Origin of the sequence: Polaribacter dokdonensis (assembly GCF_024362345.1) — a bacterium.
Classification (GTDB): Bacteria; Bacteroidota; Bacteroidia; order Flavobacteriales; family Flavobacteriaceae; genus Polaribacter; species Polaribacter dokdonensis.
Genome location: NZ_CP101505.1, coordinates 1,490,898 through 1,508,089 on the forward strand (window position 1 = coordinate 1,490,898; position 17,192 = coordinate 1,508,089).

Annotated in this window: 17 protein-coding genes and 1 tRNA gene; 4 read left to right on the top strand and 14 right to left on the bottom strand. The window is 29.5% G+C overall.

Going from position 1 to position 17,192, the window contains the following annotated elements; all coding sequences use genetic code 11:
* Window positions 1–2: 2 nt before the first annotated feature.
* Genes LPB302_RS06655 through nhaC form a run of 3 tightly spaced genes read right to left on the bottom strand, consistent with a single transcriptional unit; the run spans window position 3 to window position 2,682 of the window.
* The gene (locus tag LPB302_RS06655; protein ID WP_053974302.1) at window positions 3–731 is read right to left on the bottom strand and encodes a phosphatase PAP2 family protein; all 729 of its coding nucleotides are present in this window, start codon (window positions 729–731) and stop codon (window positions 3–5) included.
* Between the two features lie 21 nt (window positions 732–752).
* Window positions 753–1,211: a GNAT family N-acetyltransferase gene (locus LPB302_RS06660; protein WP_053974301.1), complete on the bottom strand. Its 459-nt coding sequence runs from the start codon at window positions 1,209–1,211 to the stop codon at window positions 753–755.
* 1 nt (window position 1,212) lies between these two features.
* On the bottom strand, window positions 1,213–2,682 hold the full coding sequence (nhaC, locus tag LPB302_RS06665) for a Na+/H+ antiporter NhaC (protein WP_053974300.1): 1,470 nt from the start codon (window positions 2,680–2,682) through the stop codon (window positions 1,213–1,215).
* 78 nt (window positions 2,683–2,760) lie between these two features.
* Here nhaC and LPB302_RS06670 point away from each other — a divergent pair, with 78 nt between their 5' ends.
* Entirely contained in the window at window positions 2,761–3,783 is a 1,023-nt protein-coding gene (locus LPB302_RS06670) for a metal-dependent hydrolase (RefSeq protein WP_053974299.1), read from the top strand.
* Here the strand turns inward: LPB302_RS06670 and LPB302_RS06675 are convergent.
* On the bottom strand, window positions 3,780–4,985 hold the full coding sequence (locus LPB302_RS06675) for an aminotransferase class I/II-fold pyridoxal phosphate-dependent enzyme (protein WP_053974298.1): 1,206 nt from the start codon (window positions 4,983–4,985) through the stop codon (window positions 3,780–3,782). The genes LPB302_RS06670 and LPB302_RS06675 overlap by 4 nt on opposite strands.
* Before the next feature lie 157 nt (window positions 4,986–5,142).
* Here LPB302_RS06675 and LPB302_RS06680 point away from each other — a divergent pair, with 157 nt between their 5' ends.
* The gene (locus LPB302_RS06680) at window positions 5,143–5,601 is read left to right on the top strand and encodes an Lrp/AsnC family transcriptional regulator (RefSeq protein WP_053974297.1); all 459 of its coding nucleotides are present in this window, start codon (window positions 5,143–5,145) and stop codon (window positions 5,599–5,601) included.
* 54 nt (window positions 5,602–5,655) lie between these two features.
* On the opposite strand, the gene LPB302_RS06685 is transcribed toward LPB302_RS06680, so the two are convergent.
* The 9 genes from LPB302_RS06685 to LPB302_RS06725 all read right to left on the bottom strand — a co-directional run bounded on the left by LPB302_RS06685 (window position 5,656) and on the right by LPB302_RS06725 (window position 15,908).
* The gene (locus tag LPB302_RS06685; RefSeq protein WP_053974296.1) at window positions 5,656–7,704 is read right to left on the bottom strand and encodes a DUF3858 domain-containing protein; all 2,049 of its coding nucleotides are present in this window, start codon (window positions 7,702–7,704) and stop codon (window positions 5,656–5,658) included.
* Window positions 7,705–7,706: 2 nt separating this feature from the next.
* Window positions 7,707–9,617: a DUF3857 domain-containing protein gene (locus LPB302_RS06690; protein WP_053974295.1), complete on the bottom strand. Its 1,911-nt coding sequence runs from the start codon at window positions 9,615–9,617 to the stop codon at window positions 7,707–7,709.
* An 83-nt stretch (window positions 9,618–9,700) separates the two neighbouring features.
* A complete protein-coding gene (locus tag LPB302_RS06695; RefSeq protein ID WP_053974294.1) occupies window positions 9,701–10,345 on the bottom strand; it encodes a YceI family protein in 645 nt (214 codons plus the stop codon).
* Window positions 10,346–10,443: 98 nt separating this feature from the next.
* The gene (dtd, locus tag LPB302_RS06700) at window positions 10,444–10,899 is read right to left on the bottom strand and encodes a D-aminoacyl-tRNA deacylase (RefSeq protein WP_053974293.1); all 456 of its coding nucleotides are present in this window, start codon (window positions 10,897–10,899) and stop codon (window positions 10,444–10,446) included.
* Between the two features lie 6 nt (window positions 10,900–10,905).
* The gene (gene rsgA, locus LPB302_RS06705; RefSeq protein WP_053974292.1) at window positions 10,906–11,868 is read right to left on the bottom strand and encodes a ribosome small subunit-dependent GTPase A; all 963 of its coding nucleotides are present in this window, start codon (window positions 11,866–11,868) and stop codon (window positions 10,906–10,908) included.
* Between the two features lie 91 nt (window positions 11,869–11,959).
* A complete protein-coding gene (locus LPB302_RS06710; RefSeq protein WP_053974291.1) occupies window positions 11,960–13,042 on the bottom strand; it encodes a bifunctional 3-deoxy-7-phosphoheptulonate synthase/chorismate mutase type II in 1,083 nt (360 codons plus the stop codon).
* A gap of 21 nt (window positions 13,043–13,063) precedes the next feature.
* Complete coding sequence (locus LPB302_RS06715; protein ID WP_053974290.1) at window positions 13,064–13,915, bottom strand: prephenate dehydrogenase; 852 nt, start codon at window positions 13,913–13,915, stop codon at window positions 13,064–13,066.
* Window positions 13,916–13,944: 29 nt separating this feature from the next.
* Window positions 13,945–15,087: a pyridoxal phosphate-dependent aminotransferase gene (locus LPB302_RS06720; protein ID WP_053974289.1), complete on the bottom strand. Its 1,143-nt coding sequence runs from the start codon at window positions 15,085–15,087 to the stop codon at window positions 13,945–13,947.
* Complete coding sequence (locus tag LPB302_RS06725) at window positions 15,084–15,908, bottom strand: prephenate dehydratase (protein WP_053974288.1); 825 nt, start codon at window positions 15,906–15,908, stop codon at window positions 15,084–15,086. The genes LPB302_RS06720 and LPB302_RS06725 overlap by 4 nt, the downstream gene beginning before the upstream one ends.
* Before the next feature lie 350 nt (window positions 15,909–16,258).
* Between LPB302_RS06725 and LPB302_RS06730 the strand changes: the two genes are divergently transcribed.
* Window positions 16,259–16,630 (top strand): DUF2237 family protein, encoded by a 372-nt coding sequence (locus LPB302_RS06730; RefSeq protein WP_053974287.1) that lies wholly within the window; start codon window positions 16,259–16,261, stop codon window positions 16,628–16,630.
* Window positions 16,630–17,043 (top strand): hypothetical protein, encoded by a 414-nt coding sequence (locus LPB302_RS06735; RefSeq protein ID WP_053974286.1) that lies wholly within the window; start codon window positions 16,630–16,632, stop codon window positions 17,041–17,043. Before LPB302_RS06730 ends, LPB302_RS06735 begins: the two co-directional genes overlap by 1 nt.
* A 62-nt stretch (window positions 17,044–17,105) precedes the next feature.
* Here LPB302_RS06735 and LPB302_RS06740 read toward each other — a convergent pair.
* Window positions 17,106–17,179 (bottom strand) — tRNA-Asp (locus tag LPB302_RS06740).
* Window positions 17,180–17,192: the final 13 nt, after the last annotated feature.

Consider the following 17,192-nt stretch of genomic DNA (forward strand, 5'->3'; position numbering starts at 1 on the left):
TTCTATGTATTAGGGTCTTCTTTAAATACCTTTAAAATATTAAGGATTAGTATACAGAAAACTACCCAAATAAAACCAGCTACAAAACCACCAACAATATCAGAAGGAAAATGTACACCTAGATAAATTCGGCTGATTCCAATACTGAAAATAAGCGCTAACAACACTGTAGTTAAAACGAATTTTAAGCCTTTACTGATTTTAAAAGTAAAGATTAAATAAATTAAAAACCCGTAGAAAGCCATTGCTGTCATTGCATGTCCACTAGGGTAACTTAATGTTTTTACAGTAACTAAATGCTCTAATGTTGGTCTTTCTCTATTAATAATCTCTTTTAAAATTAGGTTAGAACTTAACGCTAAAATTAAAATTGATGACAATTGCAAAACGTATTTCCAATTCTTAAAAAAAAGGTAAAATAAAATAGAACAAACAGAAAATACTATTAGATAACCTAAAGCATCACCAACATCTGTTACAAATTTGAAATAGGTAGTAAGAGACTCTGATCTAAAACTAGTTACATATTCACTTACGCTTGTATCAAACTCAGATAATAAATCTGTATGTAAGTTTCTAGTTAGTTTTAGAAAAAACTTTATACCAAATACAACAACCAATAAAGTAACTAGTACAGTAATGATATAAGGAACTTTACTATCATATTTATGAAATTTTTGAGATAGAAACTCTTTAAATTTTGAAATAAATAATTTAAGCTGTTGGTACATAAAAATTAAGTTATCTTTTATTTATGAAATAGAGGATAAATCTAATTTCATAACTGGTAAAAACCTGTTTTTAACAGAACTTTCTTTTTGATTAATACTATAAAATCCTTTTGATTTATAGAAGGCCTCTGCATTAGGATCTGCCAACAAAGTTATTGTTTTTACATTTAATTGCTTTGCTTCAGAAATTGCATGCTGTATTAATTGATTACCAAAACCTTTACCAATAAAATTTGGTTTTACAAATAAAAACTCTAGTTCAATAGCCGCATTTTTTGGCTGATTGAGAATGTAAAAGCCAACTGTTTCATCATCACATAAAACTTTATAACAAAGAAGTTTTGCAATCATGTTTTTGGTAACAGTTAAATCATCTTGCCAACTATTGAGCAATTCTAAACTGTAACCCCAAAAAGATTTAGATTCTATAGCAATATCTGTAAGTAATTGTGCATCTAAAGTAGTTGCTTTTACAATCATCTTACTTAGCTCTAAGCATTCTAATCTTTAAGTTTAAAGCTGCAAAAAGCAAAGTAGTAAATGGGCTTAACCAGTTAAAGATAGCATATAAAAAATATTCTCCTACTCCTACTCCTAAAACTCCAGATTGATAAGCTCCACAAGTATTCCAAGGAATTAAAACCGAAGTTACAGTACCAGAATCTTCTAAAGTTCTACTTAAATTTTCTGGTGCTAAACCTTTATCTTCATAAGCTTGTTTAAACATTTTACCAGGTATAACTAATGCTAAATACTGATCTGAAGCTACAATATTTAAACCCAAACAACTTACAACAGTACTTGCAAATAAGCCAAATATTGATGAAGCTACAGACAATAAACTTTTTGTGATTTTTGCTAAAGCTCCAATAGCGTCCATAATTCCACCAAAAACCATAGCACAGACAATTAAAAAGATTGTCCAAAGCATACCATTCATTCCACCAGCAGCAAAAAGCTCTGTAAGTTTTTCATCATCTGTTTCAATTTGAGTGTCTGTTAATATAGAATTGACAATTGTTTGAAATTTAGAATCAGACAAACTTTCTAAAACATCTCCTTGAAATATAAATGCAAATATAGCAGCTAAAATTACCCCAACTCCTAAAGCCATTAATGGTTTTGTTTTCATTAAAATCATGGCTATAACAGCTACAGGTACAATAAATAACAATGGAGTAATATTGAATGTATTGTCTATAGAAACCAATAAATTACTAACGTCTGCACTACCAGAAGTATCTATAGTTCCACTTAAAACTGCAAATACAATTAGAGTAATTACTATAGTTGGCACTGTTGTATATGCCATGTATTTTATGTGTGTAAATAAATCAGTACCAGCCATTGCTGGCGCTAAATTTGTTGTGTCTGATAATGGAGACATTTTATCACCAAAATAAGCTCCTGAAATTACAGCTCCTGCAATCATTCCTGGTGGAATACCCAATGCACTTCCTATACCAATTAAAGCAATACCCACTGTTGCAGAAGTTGTCCAAGAACTACCTGTTGCAATAGAAATTATAGCTGCTATAATAACAGATGCAGGTAAAAATACTGCAGGACTTAGAACTTGCAAACCATAATAAACCATTGCAGGTATAATACCACTAACTAACCAAGAACCAGCTAAAGCACCCACTAAGAATAATATTAAAATGGGTACAAAAACGCTTTTCCAGTTTTCCCAAACTTCTGCAGCCATTCTAGAAATTGTAACTTTATTAAAGAAGCCAACAACAGCAGAAACCAAACCACCTATTAATAAGATGTACTGATTTGTATATGCACCAAACCATTCTTGCCCTTCAACAAAGAAGATGTTATAAGCCAATAAACCCATTAAAATAATTACAGGAATTAAAGATTCGAATAAACTTAGCTCTTTATTTTCAACAATTTTCTGATCGTTAATCTCTATCTCAGAAAGGTTTTTATTCTCTTGCATATCGTATAAATTCTTCTGTAATGTTACGATTTTACAGAATGCTATGCAAATCAAATTGGTTCACCTATTTTTGTAAATATGGATTCATTAACTCAAATTATTTTAGGTGCTGCTTGTGGAGAAGCTGTGCTTGGTAAAAAAATTGGAAACAAAGCTCTTTTGTTTGGAGCTATTGGTGGTACAATTCCTGATTTAGATGTTTTTATTGGCAAATGGATTTATAATAATGAAATACAAGCCATGGCTTTTCATAGAGGTTTTATGCACTCCATTTTATTTGCGCTTTTGGGATGTTTTCTCTTTGGATGGCTTACCTACAAGTTATATAATACTGGTAAAAGAAAAGAAACCACAGTTCTAAAAGATTGGATTTTACTTTTCTTTTGGGCCATATTTACGCATCCTATTTTAGATTGTTTTACTCCTTATGGAACACAACTTTTTACACCTTTTACCAATTATAGAGTTGCTTTTAACACAATCTCAGTTGCAGACCCTTTATATACACTTCCGTTTTTAATTTGTATGATTGTTTTAATGTTCTATAATAGAACTAAAACCAAACGTAAATCTTGGTTAAAAACAGGTATTTATCTAAGCTCTATTTACCTGATTTTTACAGTGATTAATAAAGTTTATATTGATAGCGTGTTTGAAAAATCATTTAAAAAAGCAGGAATAAACATAGAACGATTTTCTGCACAACCTACCATTTTAAATAACATACTTTGGTATGCAGTTGCAGAAACAGAAGAACAATATCACTTAACTTTTTATTCTTTATTAGATGATAAATCTATTAGCGATAAATTTATAACTGTAGAAAAAAACCATTCAATAATTGATATGGCTGACACCAATTTACAAACCCTAGCTTGGTTCAGCAATCAATATTTTAACATCATCAAAAAAGATAAAGTTGGCACTTACAAATATGTAGATTTACGTTATCCAATGCTAAACCCTGATGATTTAAATTCCTCTATATTTAACTTTACCATCTACAATGAAAATAATGAATGGGATATTTTACCATTTGATGGAAATCCGCCAAATAAAGAGGATTTTGCCATTTTTATAGAACGCTTAAAAGGAATTTAGGCTTTTAAAACACCAACCTCAATCATACATTTTTTCATCATTTCGTAAGTACGTTCTATATTATTATCCAATCCAATAGAGAACCTTATTAAACCATCTGATAGTCCCATTTCCTTTTGTTCATCTTCAGGTATTTCTGATGATGTAGAACTTCCTGGAGCAGAAAATAGTGTTTTGTAAAACCCTAAACTCACAGCCAAATAACCTAAGTTTTTTTCTTGCATTAACTCCATTAATGTATTTGCTTTTTCTAAAGAACCAACATCTACAGTAAGCATTCCACCAAAACCATATTCTGCATTCATCATCGACTTAAATAATTGATGTGAAGAATGAGATGCTAAACCAGGATAAACAGTTTTTAATCCATCAGCCTGAAATTTTTCAGCCAAAAAACTCGCATTAAAACTATGTTGTTTCATTCTAATATGAAGCGTTCTCATATTTTTTAAAACGGATGAAGCTCTTAAACTATCCATAGTTGACCCCAACAACATACAGGCACCATCGTTTACATTTCTTAAATCATTTATAAACTCTTGTGTACCACAAACTACACCTCCAACAGTATCTGAGGAACCATTAATGAATTTTGTTAAACTATGAATTACTATATCTGCACCTAATTTTGCAGGTGAAATTGATAATGGAGAAAAAGTATTATCTACAACTAGCTTTAAATTGTGTTTTTTAGCTATAGCAGATAAGCCTTTAATATCTGCAACCTCTAAAAGCGGATTACTTACAGATTCGCAATATATAACTTTGGTGTTTTTAGTAATTGCTGCTTCTACAACCTCTAATTTTGTGATGTCTACAAACGTAGTCTCTATACCTAATTTAGGTGTAAAGTTTTTTAGAAAAGCGTATGTACCACCATAAATAGTTCTACTAGAAACAATATGATCATTTGCTCCACACAGCTGCAATAAAACAGGTGTTATAGCTCCCATTCCTGAAGCTGTAACATTTGCGGTTTCTGTACCTTCCATTGCTGCTAAAGCTTCACCTAAATATAAATTTGAAGGTGTTGAATGACGTGAATATAAATAACAACCATCTGCATTACCCTCAAACGTATCAAACATTGTTTTTGCTGATAAAAAAGTATAGGTAGATGAATCTGAAATGGAAGGATTTACACCTCCAAATTCTCCAAAATATTGTAAATCTTGTATTTGATCTGCTGGATTATAACTCATAATTCTGTTTTTTATTTATAGTAAAATAACAATCAAATAGAATATTTATCAAATCATAAAGTAAAATATAGTTTATTATTCTATTTTTAAATACTTTAATAGTGTTATTGTTTATATTTATAATAATTTTTATTATTCTTAGAAAAAATTACATTTTATGAAATTAGATGTTATAGATAAAAAACTAATTAACTTACTTCAAGACAACAGTAAACAAACTACAAAGCAATTATCGCTTCAACTTAATTTATCTGTAACTGCAGTTTATGAGAGAATTAAAAAATTAGAAAAAGAACGAGTTATAGAAAAGTATGTAGCAATTATAAATAAGAATAAAATAGAAAAGTCTTTCTTAGTTTTTTGTCATGTAAAACTAATACAACACACCAAAGAAAACGTAAACACCTTTGAAAGAGAAATATTAAAACTAGAAGAAGTATCTGAATGTTTTCATGTAAGTGGGGAATACGATTATATCTTAAAAATTTTTGTGAAAGATATGGAGCAATACAGATCTTTTATGGTTACCAAATTAACAGCTATAAAATATATAGGAAGTACTCATAGTACTTTTGCCATAGAAAAAGTGAAGAACACAACTGCAATTCATTTATAATAAAAAACCCAAAACATTTAGTTTTGGGTTTTTTATTAAATTAAGTATTTCAAACTAAGATTTTATTAAAACAATTTTTTCTGTTTCTTTCTGTACCAATTTTGCATAAAATTCTTTCAGTGCTGTATAATATTGAGGTGGAACCATAGCACTATTTATTTGTAATAGGGATACTAATTTTACTTTATTACCACCATTAATAATTTGATATTTAAAAAAGCCTAGATTATCTGGTAACGCAATTGCCAATTGTTCTGGAACAGATTCTATTGCATAACCTTTAGGTACTTGTATAGTAACTTTATTAGTTTCTTTAAAAGCAGAGGTAAAATCTACAGGATATTTTCTTTCATCTAATTTGAATGGATTTGTTCTTTTTGTAAGAAATAAAGAAGGCTCTATATATAATTTATTGCCAATAGTTTCCAATAAATCTTCTGACGTGAATTTTACATTTCTAATTACTGGTTTAGCCAAATTATCTTGATTTACCAATTTAAAATCATCTACTTCCAGATTATTATTTTCTTCAAATTTTTCAATTAAATCTTCATCTTTTATATGGTTATATCTTTTTCTAAATCTTTGAGCTTCAAAATTATCATAGATAGTTCTAGTAAAACCACTTACTTCTAAATCATCAGAAATTTTAACCATTATCATATTTTCTTCCTCTGCATGTTTAGATGAATTTAAATTTATCCAAGAAGACTCTCCTGTTTTAGTAACCAGCCTTCCATTCCAGTTTAGTGCTCTTGCTGGTAATATATTTGGCATACTAAAAGGCTCTGTAGCATCTAATAAGATCATTGAATTGTCTGCCAACTTTACACCTGTAACTACATAATCGAATCCTTTTATGGTTGGAAAAAGAGGAACTCCATTACCTTTTGTACTTACTAATACAGGATTTGCATTTAAACCTGCATAACGTAACATAGAAGTAAGCATCAAGTTTATTTCTGCAGAATTACCTGTTTTATCTTGGTAAGCTTTTCGTACACCATCATTTGTATATTTATTGGTGTAGCCATTCCATTTCATGTTAGCTTTTACATATTGAAATAATAAAGCTAATTTTTCTAAGTTTACATTAGAATTAGCTATTAAAGCATCTATGTCTTTCTTGTAATAGTTAGTTTTTTCTAACTCTTTACCAAAAGCACTCGATTTGTAAATTTGCTTTGTAACATTATCCCAAGATTTTGAAAAATTTTTAGGAGCAGTGTTTGGAAATTTAGTACCCACTAACTCGTATTTTACTCCTCCTCTATATGCGTAAGCACTACCAACATAAGGTTCATTATTTTTTAGAGCTGGTATATTTTCTGCTTCGTATTTAGAAATATTATAGGCTAAATCTTGTCTGTTATTTTCATAAGATGTCGTAGTTGTTTTACCACTTGCACCTCCTCTTTCATCAATATATGTACTTGTGTTCCTAACTTTATTTCTAATTGTAATACTACCATTTCTAAAAGTTTCTTCTGGAGAAATCAAGTAATAACCTTTATTCTTTTTCGCAAAAATCAACCACTCAGGAGTTTCTACTTCTATAGCTAACTTTTTAACGGGTATACCATATTGAAACTGTAAGTCATCTACAAAATCTGTATAAGGAGAAGACATTGTATATTTCAATTCTATCACTGAACCTTCTTTAAGGTTTGGAAATGTAATTCTTTTTACATGTCTAAATTTACTTACAGTTTCATCAAAAATATACTTATTAGAAACCTTATCTTCTTCTATTTTTCCTTTTTCATTTAAGTTATAGGTAACAGCTTTTATTGAAGAAACCTTTTCAGACTTTCCACTCTCTGGTCTGACATAAGGCAGTTTAAAAGTTGCAAAATCAAAACCTTCTTTGGTGTATAATTTTAATCTTACATGTACTTCATTTACAACTTCAAAACCAGAGTTGTTATTGTAATCATAGTAAGTTTTTCTATTTTTATATAAGTAAGCTGCATCTGCAGTAGAATCTAAAGGATAAAATTCTTCTTGCAATTCTTCCTTAGATACTTTACCAAATTTGTAATCTTGTGCATACAAAGAAACTTGACTTATTAAAAAAAGTCCTAATACTAATTTTTTAATCATAACTATTTTTTGGTTAATACAATTCTTAAATTTTCTGTTTTAGCAATTTTTTTTCTAAAAGCTCTGTAGGCTTTATAATCTTCTTTTGAATAAACACCTTCTTTAATTTCAATCTCTTTGTGATAAGTAAAAGTTGCATCATCAATTATCTTGAAATTAATTTTATATGTACCAAACTTTGAATTAATTTCTTTAAAATCAGGCACATAATTTAATGTATAATTCGCAGGTAGTTTAAATGTAAGTGAGTCTACATCCTTATAACCTCTATTTATTTGCAAGGGCATTTTTCTTTCTCTATATCTTTTGGGCACAAAGCTTTCTCGATTAAAAATATTAACTCTAAAAATATAATCATCATTATTAATAGAGGCAAATTCATTTATATCAATTGATAATTTTTCTAAAAATTCTACTTCATCCTTATTATTCTCTACTTGAACATTTTCTATTTTAAGGTTATTATTATAGCTCCAAACACGAGTCGTATACTGTTTTTTTAATTCATTTTCTGTAAGGTTGTCATAATAACTTTTATCATCATATTGCAAACCTTTAGATACTCTTTCAATTTTTGCTTTTACTGAACCATTTTCTTCTAAAGTGATAACTCCTTCAGTAACTTGAAGATTCTCATTATTTTTATAAATAGAAGTTCTTTTTATAATACCTCCTTCTGGTGTAATAACTAAAACATTTCTATCATTTGTAAAATCTCCTAAAAAACCAAAAGGTATGGTTTGATTTGTACACTCTAACCAGATATCTTTGCCATTATTGGGGATATTTAATATAGCATGATTACCTTGTAAAGATGAAAAATTTTTGTCTATATCTCTTTTTTCATTTGCATAAACTAAGGTAAAATAAGAGGTTACACCAACAACATCTAAAAGAGCTTTAGTGTAATTTGTTAGCCCTTTACAATCTCCATAACCAACTTCATCTACTTTATTCGCTGCAATAGGTTCCCAACCACCAATACCTACTTGAACACTAATATATCTTGTTTTATCTTGCATAAATTGATACACAATTTTTGCTTTTTCTATTGGTGTTTTAGCAACTTTTGTTAGTTCTATAATTTTAGTTTTTGTTGCTTCGTCTAATAGATCTCTACCAGATATTAAAGATGTGTACATCCATTTACCAAATTGCTCCCAATTTGTAGCTTCTCCATAAACACCTTTTAAATGAAAATTATTTAGGGCTACTTTAGCAATAGGTAAAATATTTAAAGAAGAAATTGAATTGCGTTCGTAATTTATTGCTTTTTGATTTTTGAGTGAGAAATTGATTTGAGATTCTGATTCGTTTTTTTCTATTTTATAGCCTTTAAAATTAGATTCTTTTAGCCTCCAAGGAATTTTTAGAGGGTTATTAATTGTGAAGCTACTATTTTGAACAGACAAATAATATCCATTTACTGGAACCCACCAAGGAATGAAAGCAGTTGTTGACGTTTTATATTCGGTTTCAAAAACTAATGTATATGGGTAGGAAACTGGTGTGTGATTTACATATTTTACTTTGGCATCTGAATATAATGAACCACCATCTACAGCACTCACATCTGTAAAATCTCTTTCCTTATATTTTTTTATTTCAATACCAAAAGCATCATATATTACAGCTTTAAGATTGGTAATTTTAGTATCATCATCATAACTTTCTGAAATTCTAGCATCTGAATTTCCTAATTTATTTAATACTGTAACAATGTACTTTTTTGAGTAGACTAACTCATTTATACTAGAAATAGTAATTTCTGTAGTGCTATTTCTTACAACAGCATTTGCATTTTCTTTTAATTCCTTTGGAATTGCATAAGCCACATAAATTTCGTTCTGAGAGAAACTAAAAAAAGACCATAGCAAGAAAAAGCAAATAATTTTAGGGGGCTTTGCAAACATTATAACAATTTAATTGCCAATGTAAAAAAGATAACCCAAAACTAAAAAGTTTTGGGTTATTTTATTTTGAAGAATAAAAGTCTTTATGCTTTTGTTTTAACTACAAATGACATTTCCATATCATCATTAATAAATTTATCTTTTAGGTCATCAAAAAATGATTTAGAACCATATTTAACGTTAAACTCTGCTCTATCAATCATAAAAGTTTCGCTTTCTAAAGTAGTTACTCCATTTTCAGTAGACATCATTGCAGGTATTGTAACACTTTTAGTTACATCTTTAATTGTTAAATTACCTGTAAGATGTACTTTGTTACCTTCTTTCTTTTCAACATTTGTAATTACAAATTTAGAAGTTGGGTACGTTGCAACATCAAAAAAATCTGCACTCGTTAAATGACCTCTTAACTTTGCATTACCATCATTATCTGCAGGTATATCTTCTACTTTAATTGAGTTCATGTCTATGGTAAACTCACCTGCTTTTAATGCTCCATCTTCTATTAATAAATCTGCATCTTGTATTGCAACTGTTCCATTATGAGAACCAGTTGGTTTATAACCTTTCCAAGTAATCATAGATGTTGATAAATTTACATTGTTAAGCTCTGCTACATTTACTTCTACTTCTTTAGCTTCTTTTGTTTCTACAACTTCTTTTTTTTCATTTTTACAACCAGTTAAAACTGATGCAACAACTATTAAGGATACTACTAATTTTTTCATGATATTTTATTTTAAGTTAATTGGGGTTTTATTTTCCATGGCAAATATATAACAATTTATTTTCCTTGGAAACTATTTTTAATAAAATTAATTTATTTTTAGAAATCTCTATTCTTAGAGTCTATAATTATGGTAACTGGTCCATCATTTAATAAACATACTTTCATATCTGCACCAAACCTACCAGTTTGTATTTCTTTTTGAATTTCTAATTCTAAATTAGCCACAAATTTTTCATAAAGTGGAATTGCAATATTGGGCTTAGAAGCATTAATATAACTTGGTCTATTTCCTTTTTTTACATTAGCAAATAGCGTGAATTGACTTACAACAATTGCATCTGCATTTACATCTTTGAGTGATAAATTCATTACTTGATTTTCATCATTAAAGATTCTAAGATTGGCAGTTTTTCTTACTAGATAATCTATATCTTCTTGTGTATCTGCATCTGTGATACCTAAAAGCACTAATAAACCTTTTCTAATTTCTGCTACTTTTTTTCCATCTATAGTAACACTTGCTTCAGAAACTCTTTGAATAACTACTCTCATAGTAATTTAATCATCTTCCTCATTCCAAACATCTGTTCTAAAATGTTCTGTTTCTTCTTCTCCTTCTAAAATCTGTAAATAGCTTCTGTATCTAGACCAAGAAATCTCTTCTTCTTCTAAAGCTTCTTTAACAGCACAATGTGGTTCCTTTAAATGCAAACAATCATTAAACTTGCAGTATTGTTTTAAGGCAAAAAATTCTGGAAAGTAATCTCCAAGTTCATACTTATCCATATCTACAACTCCAAAACCTTTTATACCTGGAGTGTCTATAATTTTAGCATCAAAACTTAAATCGAACATTTCTGCAAAGGTTGTAGTATGTTGCCCTTGTTTGTGTTGATCTGATATTTCTTGTGTTTTTAAGTCTAAATTAGGCTCAATTGCATTTACTAAAGTAGATTTACCTACTCCTGAATGCCCGACAAACATAGATGTTTTGCCTGTCATTAATTCTTTTAAAACATCAACATTTGTATTTTCTGTTGCTGAGACTTCTATACAGGTATAGCCAATTGCCTCGTAGATATCTTTGAGATATAAAATTTCTGCTCTTTCTTCTATGGCATAAGAATCAATTTTATTAAATACCAAAACTGTTTCTATTCTATAAGCTCTTGTTGTTACCAAAAAACGATCTATAAAAGCCGTTAATGTTGGTGGATTGTTAATGGTGATTAATAAAAACACCAAATCTATATTTGCAGCAATTATATGCGTTTGCTTTGAAAGATTTACAGATTTACGAACTATAAAATTTTCTCTATCTAGAATTTTTTTAATGACACCTGTTTCTTCATCTCCTTTCTTTTCTAGGTCAAAAACCACTTTATCTCCAACAGCAATTGGGTTAGTACTTTTTATGCCTTTTATTCTAAATTTTCCTTTAATTCTACATTGATGAAATTGGCCATCATCAGACTTTACAAAATACCAACTTCCTGTAGATTTATATACAATACCTGTCATTACTACAAAGATGCAGAATTAAAATTGATTTAAAAAAATAAGCCACAAATTCGCAAAGAATTTGTGGCTCTAATTAAATATTTGAAAAATATTATGCTTTAATAATATTCTCTTGATGATTAATCGATTCTTGATGAATGGCTTTAAACATTCTTAATACAAATTCTTCACTCAATCCTTTTTCTTGTCCTTCTAGAATCATGTTTCCTAAAATCTCATTCCATCTTCTAGATTGTAAAACAGCCACATTTTGCTCTTTTTTAAGCTCTCCAATTTGATCTGCAACCTTCATACGTTTTCCTAACAAATCAATTAATTGACCATCTACCACATTAATTTGTGCACGTAAATTATCTAATGAGTCTCTGTAAGTAGAATCTGTTTCTGTTTGCTTTCTAATTCTTAAGTCTTGCATAATCTGCTTTAATTTAGTAGGTGTAACCTGTTGTGCAGCATCAGACCAAGCATTATCAGGATCAAAATGAGTTTCTATCATTAAACCATCAAAATTTAAATCTAAAGCAGTTTGAGATACATCAAAAATCATTTCTCTGTTTCCTGTTATATGGGATGGATCACAAATTAATGGTAAATCTGGAAATCTGTTTTTAAATTCAATTGCAATTTGCCATTCAGGAACGTTTCTATATTTTGATTTTTCATAGGTTGAAAATCCTCTATGAATAGCTCCTAAATTTTTAATATCTGCAGTATATAATCTTTCAATTCCACCCAACCATAAAGCCAAATCTGGATTTATTGGGTTCTTTACCAAAACAATTTTATCTGTACCATGTAAAGCGTCCGCTAATTCTTGCATAATAAAAGGAGAAACTGCAGTTCTAGCACCAATCCATAATAAATCTACATCATTTTCAATAGCTAACTTAACATGAGCTGCATTTGCTACTTCTGTACAGGTTTTCATACCTGTTTCTTCTTTTACTTTCTTTAACCATTTTAAACCTAAAGCTCCTACTCCTTCAAAATTTCCTGGTCTAGTTCTTGGTTTCCAAATCCCTGCTCTATAATAGTTTACATCAGAATCTTTTAATTCATGTGCAATTTTTAAAACCTGTTCTTCGGTTTCTGCACTACAAGGCCCTGCTATTACTAGTGGATGATCTAATTTCATATCATCCAACCATGTTCTTAATGCTGCTGTATTCTTCATTTTTCTATTAATTGTGGCTATTTATTTTATGCCGTTTAAAATTTGTTTTATATAATTTGTATTCTCCATTTCATTAAAAATCTCAGAGAAATTATCTTGTTGCATCAACTCTTTAAATTGTTGTAAATTATTGATGTATTCTTCTAACGTTTCTATTAAGTTTTCTTTATTTTGTTTAAAAATTGGTGTCCACATTGCAGGGCTACTTTTTGCCAAACGAACTGTAGACTCAAAACCTGAACCTGCCATATCAAAAATATCACGTTCATTTTTTTCTTTGTTGATAACAGTTTTACCTAACATAAATGCGCTTATGTGAGATAAGTGCGAAACATACGCAATATGCTTATCATGAGAAACAGGATCCATATACCTAATACGCATTCCAATAGCTCTAAAAAGCTCTAATGCTTTTTCTTGCAGCTTAAAAGTAGTTTTTTCTACTTCACAAATAATATTCGTTTTCCCTTTATATAAGCCAGAAATGGCTGCTTTTGGCCCTGAGTTTTCTGTTCCTGCAATTGGATGAGCTGCTAAAAAATTTCTTCTTTTCGGATGATGTTCAACCTCTTTACAAATTGCTTCTTTTGTAGAACCAGCATCTACAACCAAAGTATTATCACCTATTTTATCTAATATAGTAGGTAGCAATTTTACAGTAACATCTACAGGAATTGAAACGATTACCAAATCTGCTTTTTCTAAATCTTCTAAAGTGGCTTTTTCATCAATAACGCCTAAAGCAAGAGATTCATCTAAATAAGCCTCATTAATATCTATTCCATAAATTTTTGCAGACGGATTGTGTTCTTTAATATCGATAGCAAAACTACCTCCTATTAAACCAATACCAATCATGTAAATATGCTTCATTCTATTACTGTTTATTAAAGATTAACTCTTTAAAATCTATTTATTGCTTGTGTTATTACATCTTTTGATACACATAAAGAAAAACGGATGTAGCCTTCTCCTTGAGAGCCGAAAATAGTTCCTGGTGTTATAAATATGTCTTTATCATATAATACTGCATCTGTAATTTCTTCGGCTTTTTTACCTTCAGGTATTTTTGCCCAAACAAATAAACCTGTGGCATTTTTATCATATTTAGCATTCAACTTATCTGCTAATTGCCACACCAATTTTCTACGTTCTTCATAAATTTTATTTTGGTCTTGAAACCATTTATCTGATAATTGTAAAGCCTTTATTGCACCTTTTTGAATTCCGTAAAACATACCAGAATCCATATTTGATTTTACCTTTAAAACTTCGTTAATGTAAGTTGAGTTTCCTAACAACATACCAACTCTCCAACCAGCCATATTAAAAGTTTTGCTCAATGAGTTCAACTCTAAAGCAATATCTTTTGCACCCTCTACTTGTAAAATACTTATTGGATTATCATTTAAAATAAAACTGTAAGGATTATCATTAATGATTAATATTTTATGCTTTTTACCAAATTCAACTAGCTTTTTAAATGTTTCTAATGTTGCATTGGTACCTGTTGGCATATGTGGATAATTTACCCACATTAATTTTACATTACTTAAATCTTCATTTTCTAATGCATTAAAATCTGGTTGCCAATTTGTAGCATCACTTAGATTATAAAACAGAGGTTCTGCTACAACTAATTTAGTTACTGATGTATAGGTTGGATAACCAGGATTAGGAATTAGAACTTTATCACCTTCATTTAAAAAAGCCATAGAAATATGCATGATACCTTCTTTACTACCCATCAATGGTAAAACCTCATTTTCTGGATTTGTACCTACAGCAAACTTACTGTTATAAAATTCTGATATTGCAATTCTTAATTCTGGCAAACCTTGGTAAGATTGGTATTTATGTGCATTTGCATCACTCAAACTCTCAGAAATTGCTACTAAAACATTTTCTGGAGGTTGTAAATCTGGAGAACCAATACCCATATTAATAATAGGCTTACCTGCTGCTGCTAAGCCTCTTACTTCTCTTAGTTTTTTAGAGAAGTAGTATTCTTGAACAGTATCTAATCTTTTTGCTGGTTGTATCATCTTCTACCATTTTTATATGTTCCTAAAACCTTAAATTCTTCAGCCATTATTTCTAATATAGACGCTGCTTTTTTGTATTGTTTATAATCCTCAAAAGTTATATCTACAAAGAAGGAATATTTCCAAGGTGTTTCTATAACTGGTAATGATTGTATTTTAGTTAGGTTCATTTTGCAATCGCTCAATACATTTAGAATTGCAGCTAAACTTCCTCTTTTATGATCTAATTGAAACTTTAAAGATGCTTTATTTACATTTTCATTTATAGCTGGCTGATCTGTTTGTACAATAACAAAACGAGTTGAATTGTCCTTTATCGTTTGAATTTCGTCTTCTATAATTTCTAAATCAAAAATCTCTGCTGCAATTTTAGGAGCGATTGCTGCAATACCTTTTAGATTATGCTTAGCAATTCTTTTTGCTACTTCTGCAGTGTCAACATCTTCTACCAATTTAATATGAGGATGTTGTTTAAAAAATTCTTTGCATTGCAATAAAGCCATAGGATGAGACCAAACCTCTTTTATATCTTTTAAAGTTTGATTTGGTAGCGCCATTAAATGATGGTGAATATTTAGATATTCTTCATCTATTATATGTAAGTTGCTATTGTCTATAAGCGCATAATTAGGAATAATTGAACCTGCGATTGTATTTTCTAAAGCCATGACTCCAACCTCTGCAGATTTATCTAACAAATTATCTACTAAAACATCAAAAGACATACACTCAGATAACTGAATTTCTTTACCATAAAAATCTATGGCTACTTTATGGTGATTTGAGCCTTCTGCTCCTTGTATTGCAACTACTTTTTTCAACTTAATATGCTATCAAAAAAAAAGCCTCGAATTAAATTCGAGACTTTATATTTATTATGTTTTGTTTAACAACATGATACAAAGTCTCTCCTCTTATTGTAAAAATAAAAGTAAATATAGAAACGAGTCCAAGTTGTTTTTAACATTTTTTCTTGTGTTTGAGAGACAAATCTAAAGATTAAATTCAGATACACAAATATTATTAAAAGAATTCGATAATTTTTATCAATTATTCAAAATTGATCCTAAAAATTACATGATTGCTAATTTTCATATTACAAATATCAATTTCAATTATAATTTTGTCATCACTAAATTGATTATCTTTAAATTTACTTTAAACTTATATTTTGGATTTAAACGTTTTAAGCCAACCTTTAAAAAATTGTTGTACCTCACCAATGACAGGGTTCTATAGAGATGGATTTTGCAAAACAGGTTCTCAAGATCATGGAACACATACAGTATGTGCAATAGTTACAAAAGAATTTTTAGAATTTTCTGCTAGTAAAGGCAACAATTTAATGACACCCATACCACAATGGAATTTTCCTGGCTTAAAACCTGGTGATAAATGGTGCTTGTGCATTTCAAGATGGTTACAAGCAGAAAAAGCAGGTAAAGCTCCATATATAGTTTTGGAAGCAACGCATATTAAATCTTTAAGTTATTGTTCTTTAGAACTTTTAAGTAAGTATAAATTTCAAAAGAGTAATACATAATGAGTTATCAAGAGTTCCTTACTCCACTTTTCCTATTTGTAAATTCAGGTTTGGTAGTTTTAATTTGGATGGTTCAATTAATCGTTTACCCAAGTTTCTTGTTTTACAATAAAGAAAATTTGGTTCATTGGCATAATGTTTACACCAAACGTATTGCTGTAATTGTAGTTCCATTGATGTTAATGCAGCTTGTGATAAGTATACTAAATACAATAGTATCCTTCAGTATAATTAACTTAACAATTGGGCTATTAGTTCTATTTTTGTGGGTTTTTACGTTTAAAAGTTTTGCTCCTGTACACTTTAAAATTTCCGAAAATCGTTTTCAACAAACTCAGCTACAACAATTAGTTAACAAAAATTGGATTAGAACTATTATTTGGTCATTGATTTTAGGGCTAAGTTTATTATAATAATCTCAAAAACAATAAAATAAATAAACGAAAAAAGCGCTTCATAAATGAAGCGCTTTTCGCGGTCTGGACGGGACTCGAACCCGCGACCTCCTGCGTGACAGGCAGGCATTCTAACCAGCTGAACTACCAAACCGTTGCTAATAGCG

Bases quoted from the DNA above. Each gene is read 5' to 3' on its own strand.
- LPB302_RS06680 (WP_053974297.1), top strand. From the start codon at position 5,143: ATGAAATTAGATGTTATAGATAAAAAACTAATTAACTTACTTCAAGAC.
- rsgA (WP_053974292.1), bottom strand. From the start codon at position 11,868: ATGACAGGTATTGTATATAAATCTACAGGAAGTTGGTATTTTGTAAAG.
- LPB302_RS06655 (WP_053974302.1), bottom strand. From the start codon at position 731: ATGTACCAACAGCTTAAATTATTTATTTCAAAATTTAAAGAGTTTCTA.
- LPB302_RS06695 (WP_053974294.1), bottom strand. From the start codon at position 10,345: ATGAAAAAATTAGTAGTATCCTTAATAGTTGTTGCATCAGTTTTAACT.
- LPB302_RS06720 (WP_053974289.1), bottom strand. From the start codon at position 15,087: ATGATACAACCAGCAAAAAGATTAGATACTGTTCAAGAATACTACTTC.
- LPB302_RS06690 (WP_053974295.1), bottom strand. From the start codon at position 9,617: ATGTTTGCAAAGCCCCCTAAAATTATTTGCTTTTTCTTGCTATGGTCT.
- dtd (WP_053974293.1), bottom strand. From the start codon at position 10,899: ATGAGAGTAGTTATTCAAAGAGTTTCTGAAGCAAGTGTTACTATAGAT.
- LPB302_RS06675 (WP_053974298.1), bottom strand. From the start codon at position 4,985: ATGAGTTATAATCCAGCAGATCAAATACAAGATTTACAATATTTTGGA.
- LPB302_RS06670 (WP_053974299.1), top strand. From the start codon at position 2,761: ATGGATTCATTAACTCAAATTATTTTAGGTGCTGCTTGTGGAGAAGCT.
- LPB302_RS06715 (WP_053974290.1), bottom strand. From the start codon at position 13,915: ATGAAGCATATTTACATGATTGGTATTGGTTTAATAGGAGGTAGTTTT.
- LPB302_RS06735 (WP_053974286.1), top strand. From the start codon at position 16,630: ATGAGTTATCAAGAGTTCCTTACTCCACTTTTCCTATTTGTAAATTCA.
- LPB302_RS06660 (WP_053974301.1), bottom strand. From the start codon at position 1,211: ATGATTGTAAAAGCAACTACTTTAGATGCACAATTACTTACAGATATT.
- LPB302_RS06685 (WP_053974296.1), bottom strand. From the start codon at position 7,704: ATGATTAAAAAATTAGTATTAGGACTTTTTTTAATAAGTCAAGTTTCT.
- LPB302_RS06710 (WP_053974291.1), bottom strand. From the start codon at position 13,042: ATGAAGAATACAGCAGCATTAAGAACATGGTTGGATGATATGAAATTA.
- nhaC (WP_053974300.1), bottom strand. From the start codon at position 2,682: ATGCAAGAGAATAAAAACCTTTCTGAGATAGAGATTAACGATCAGAAA.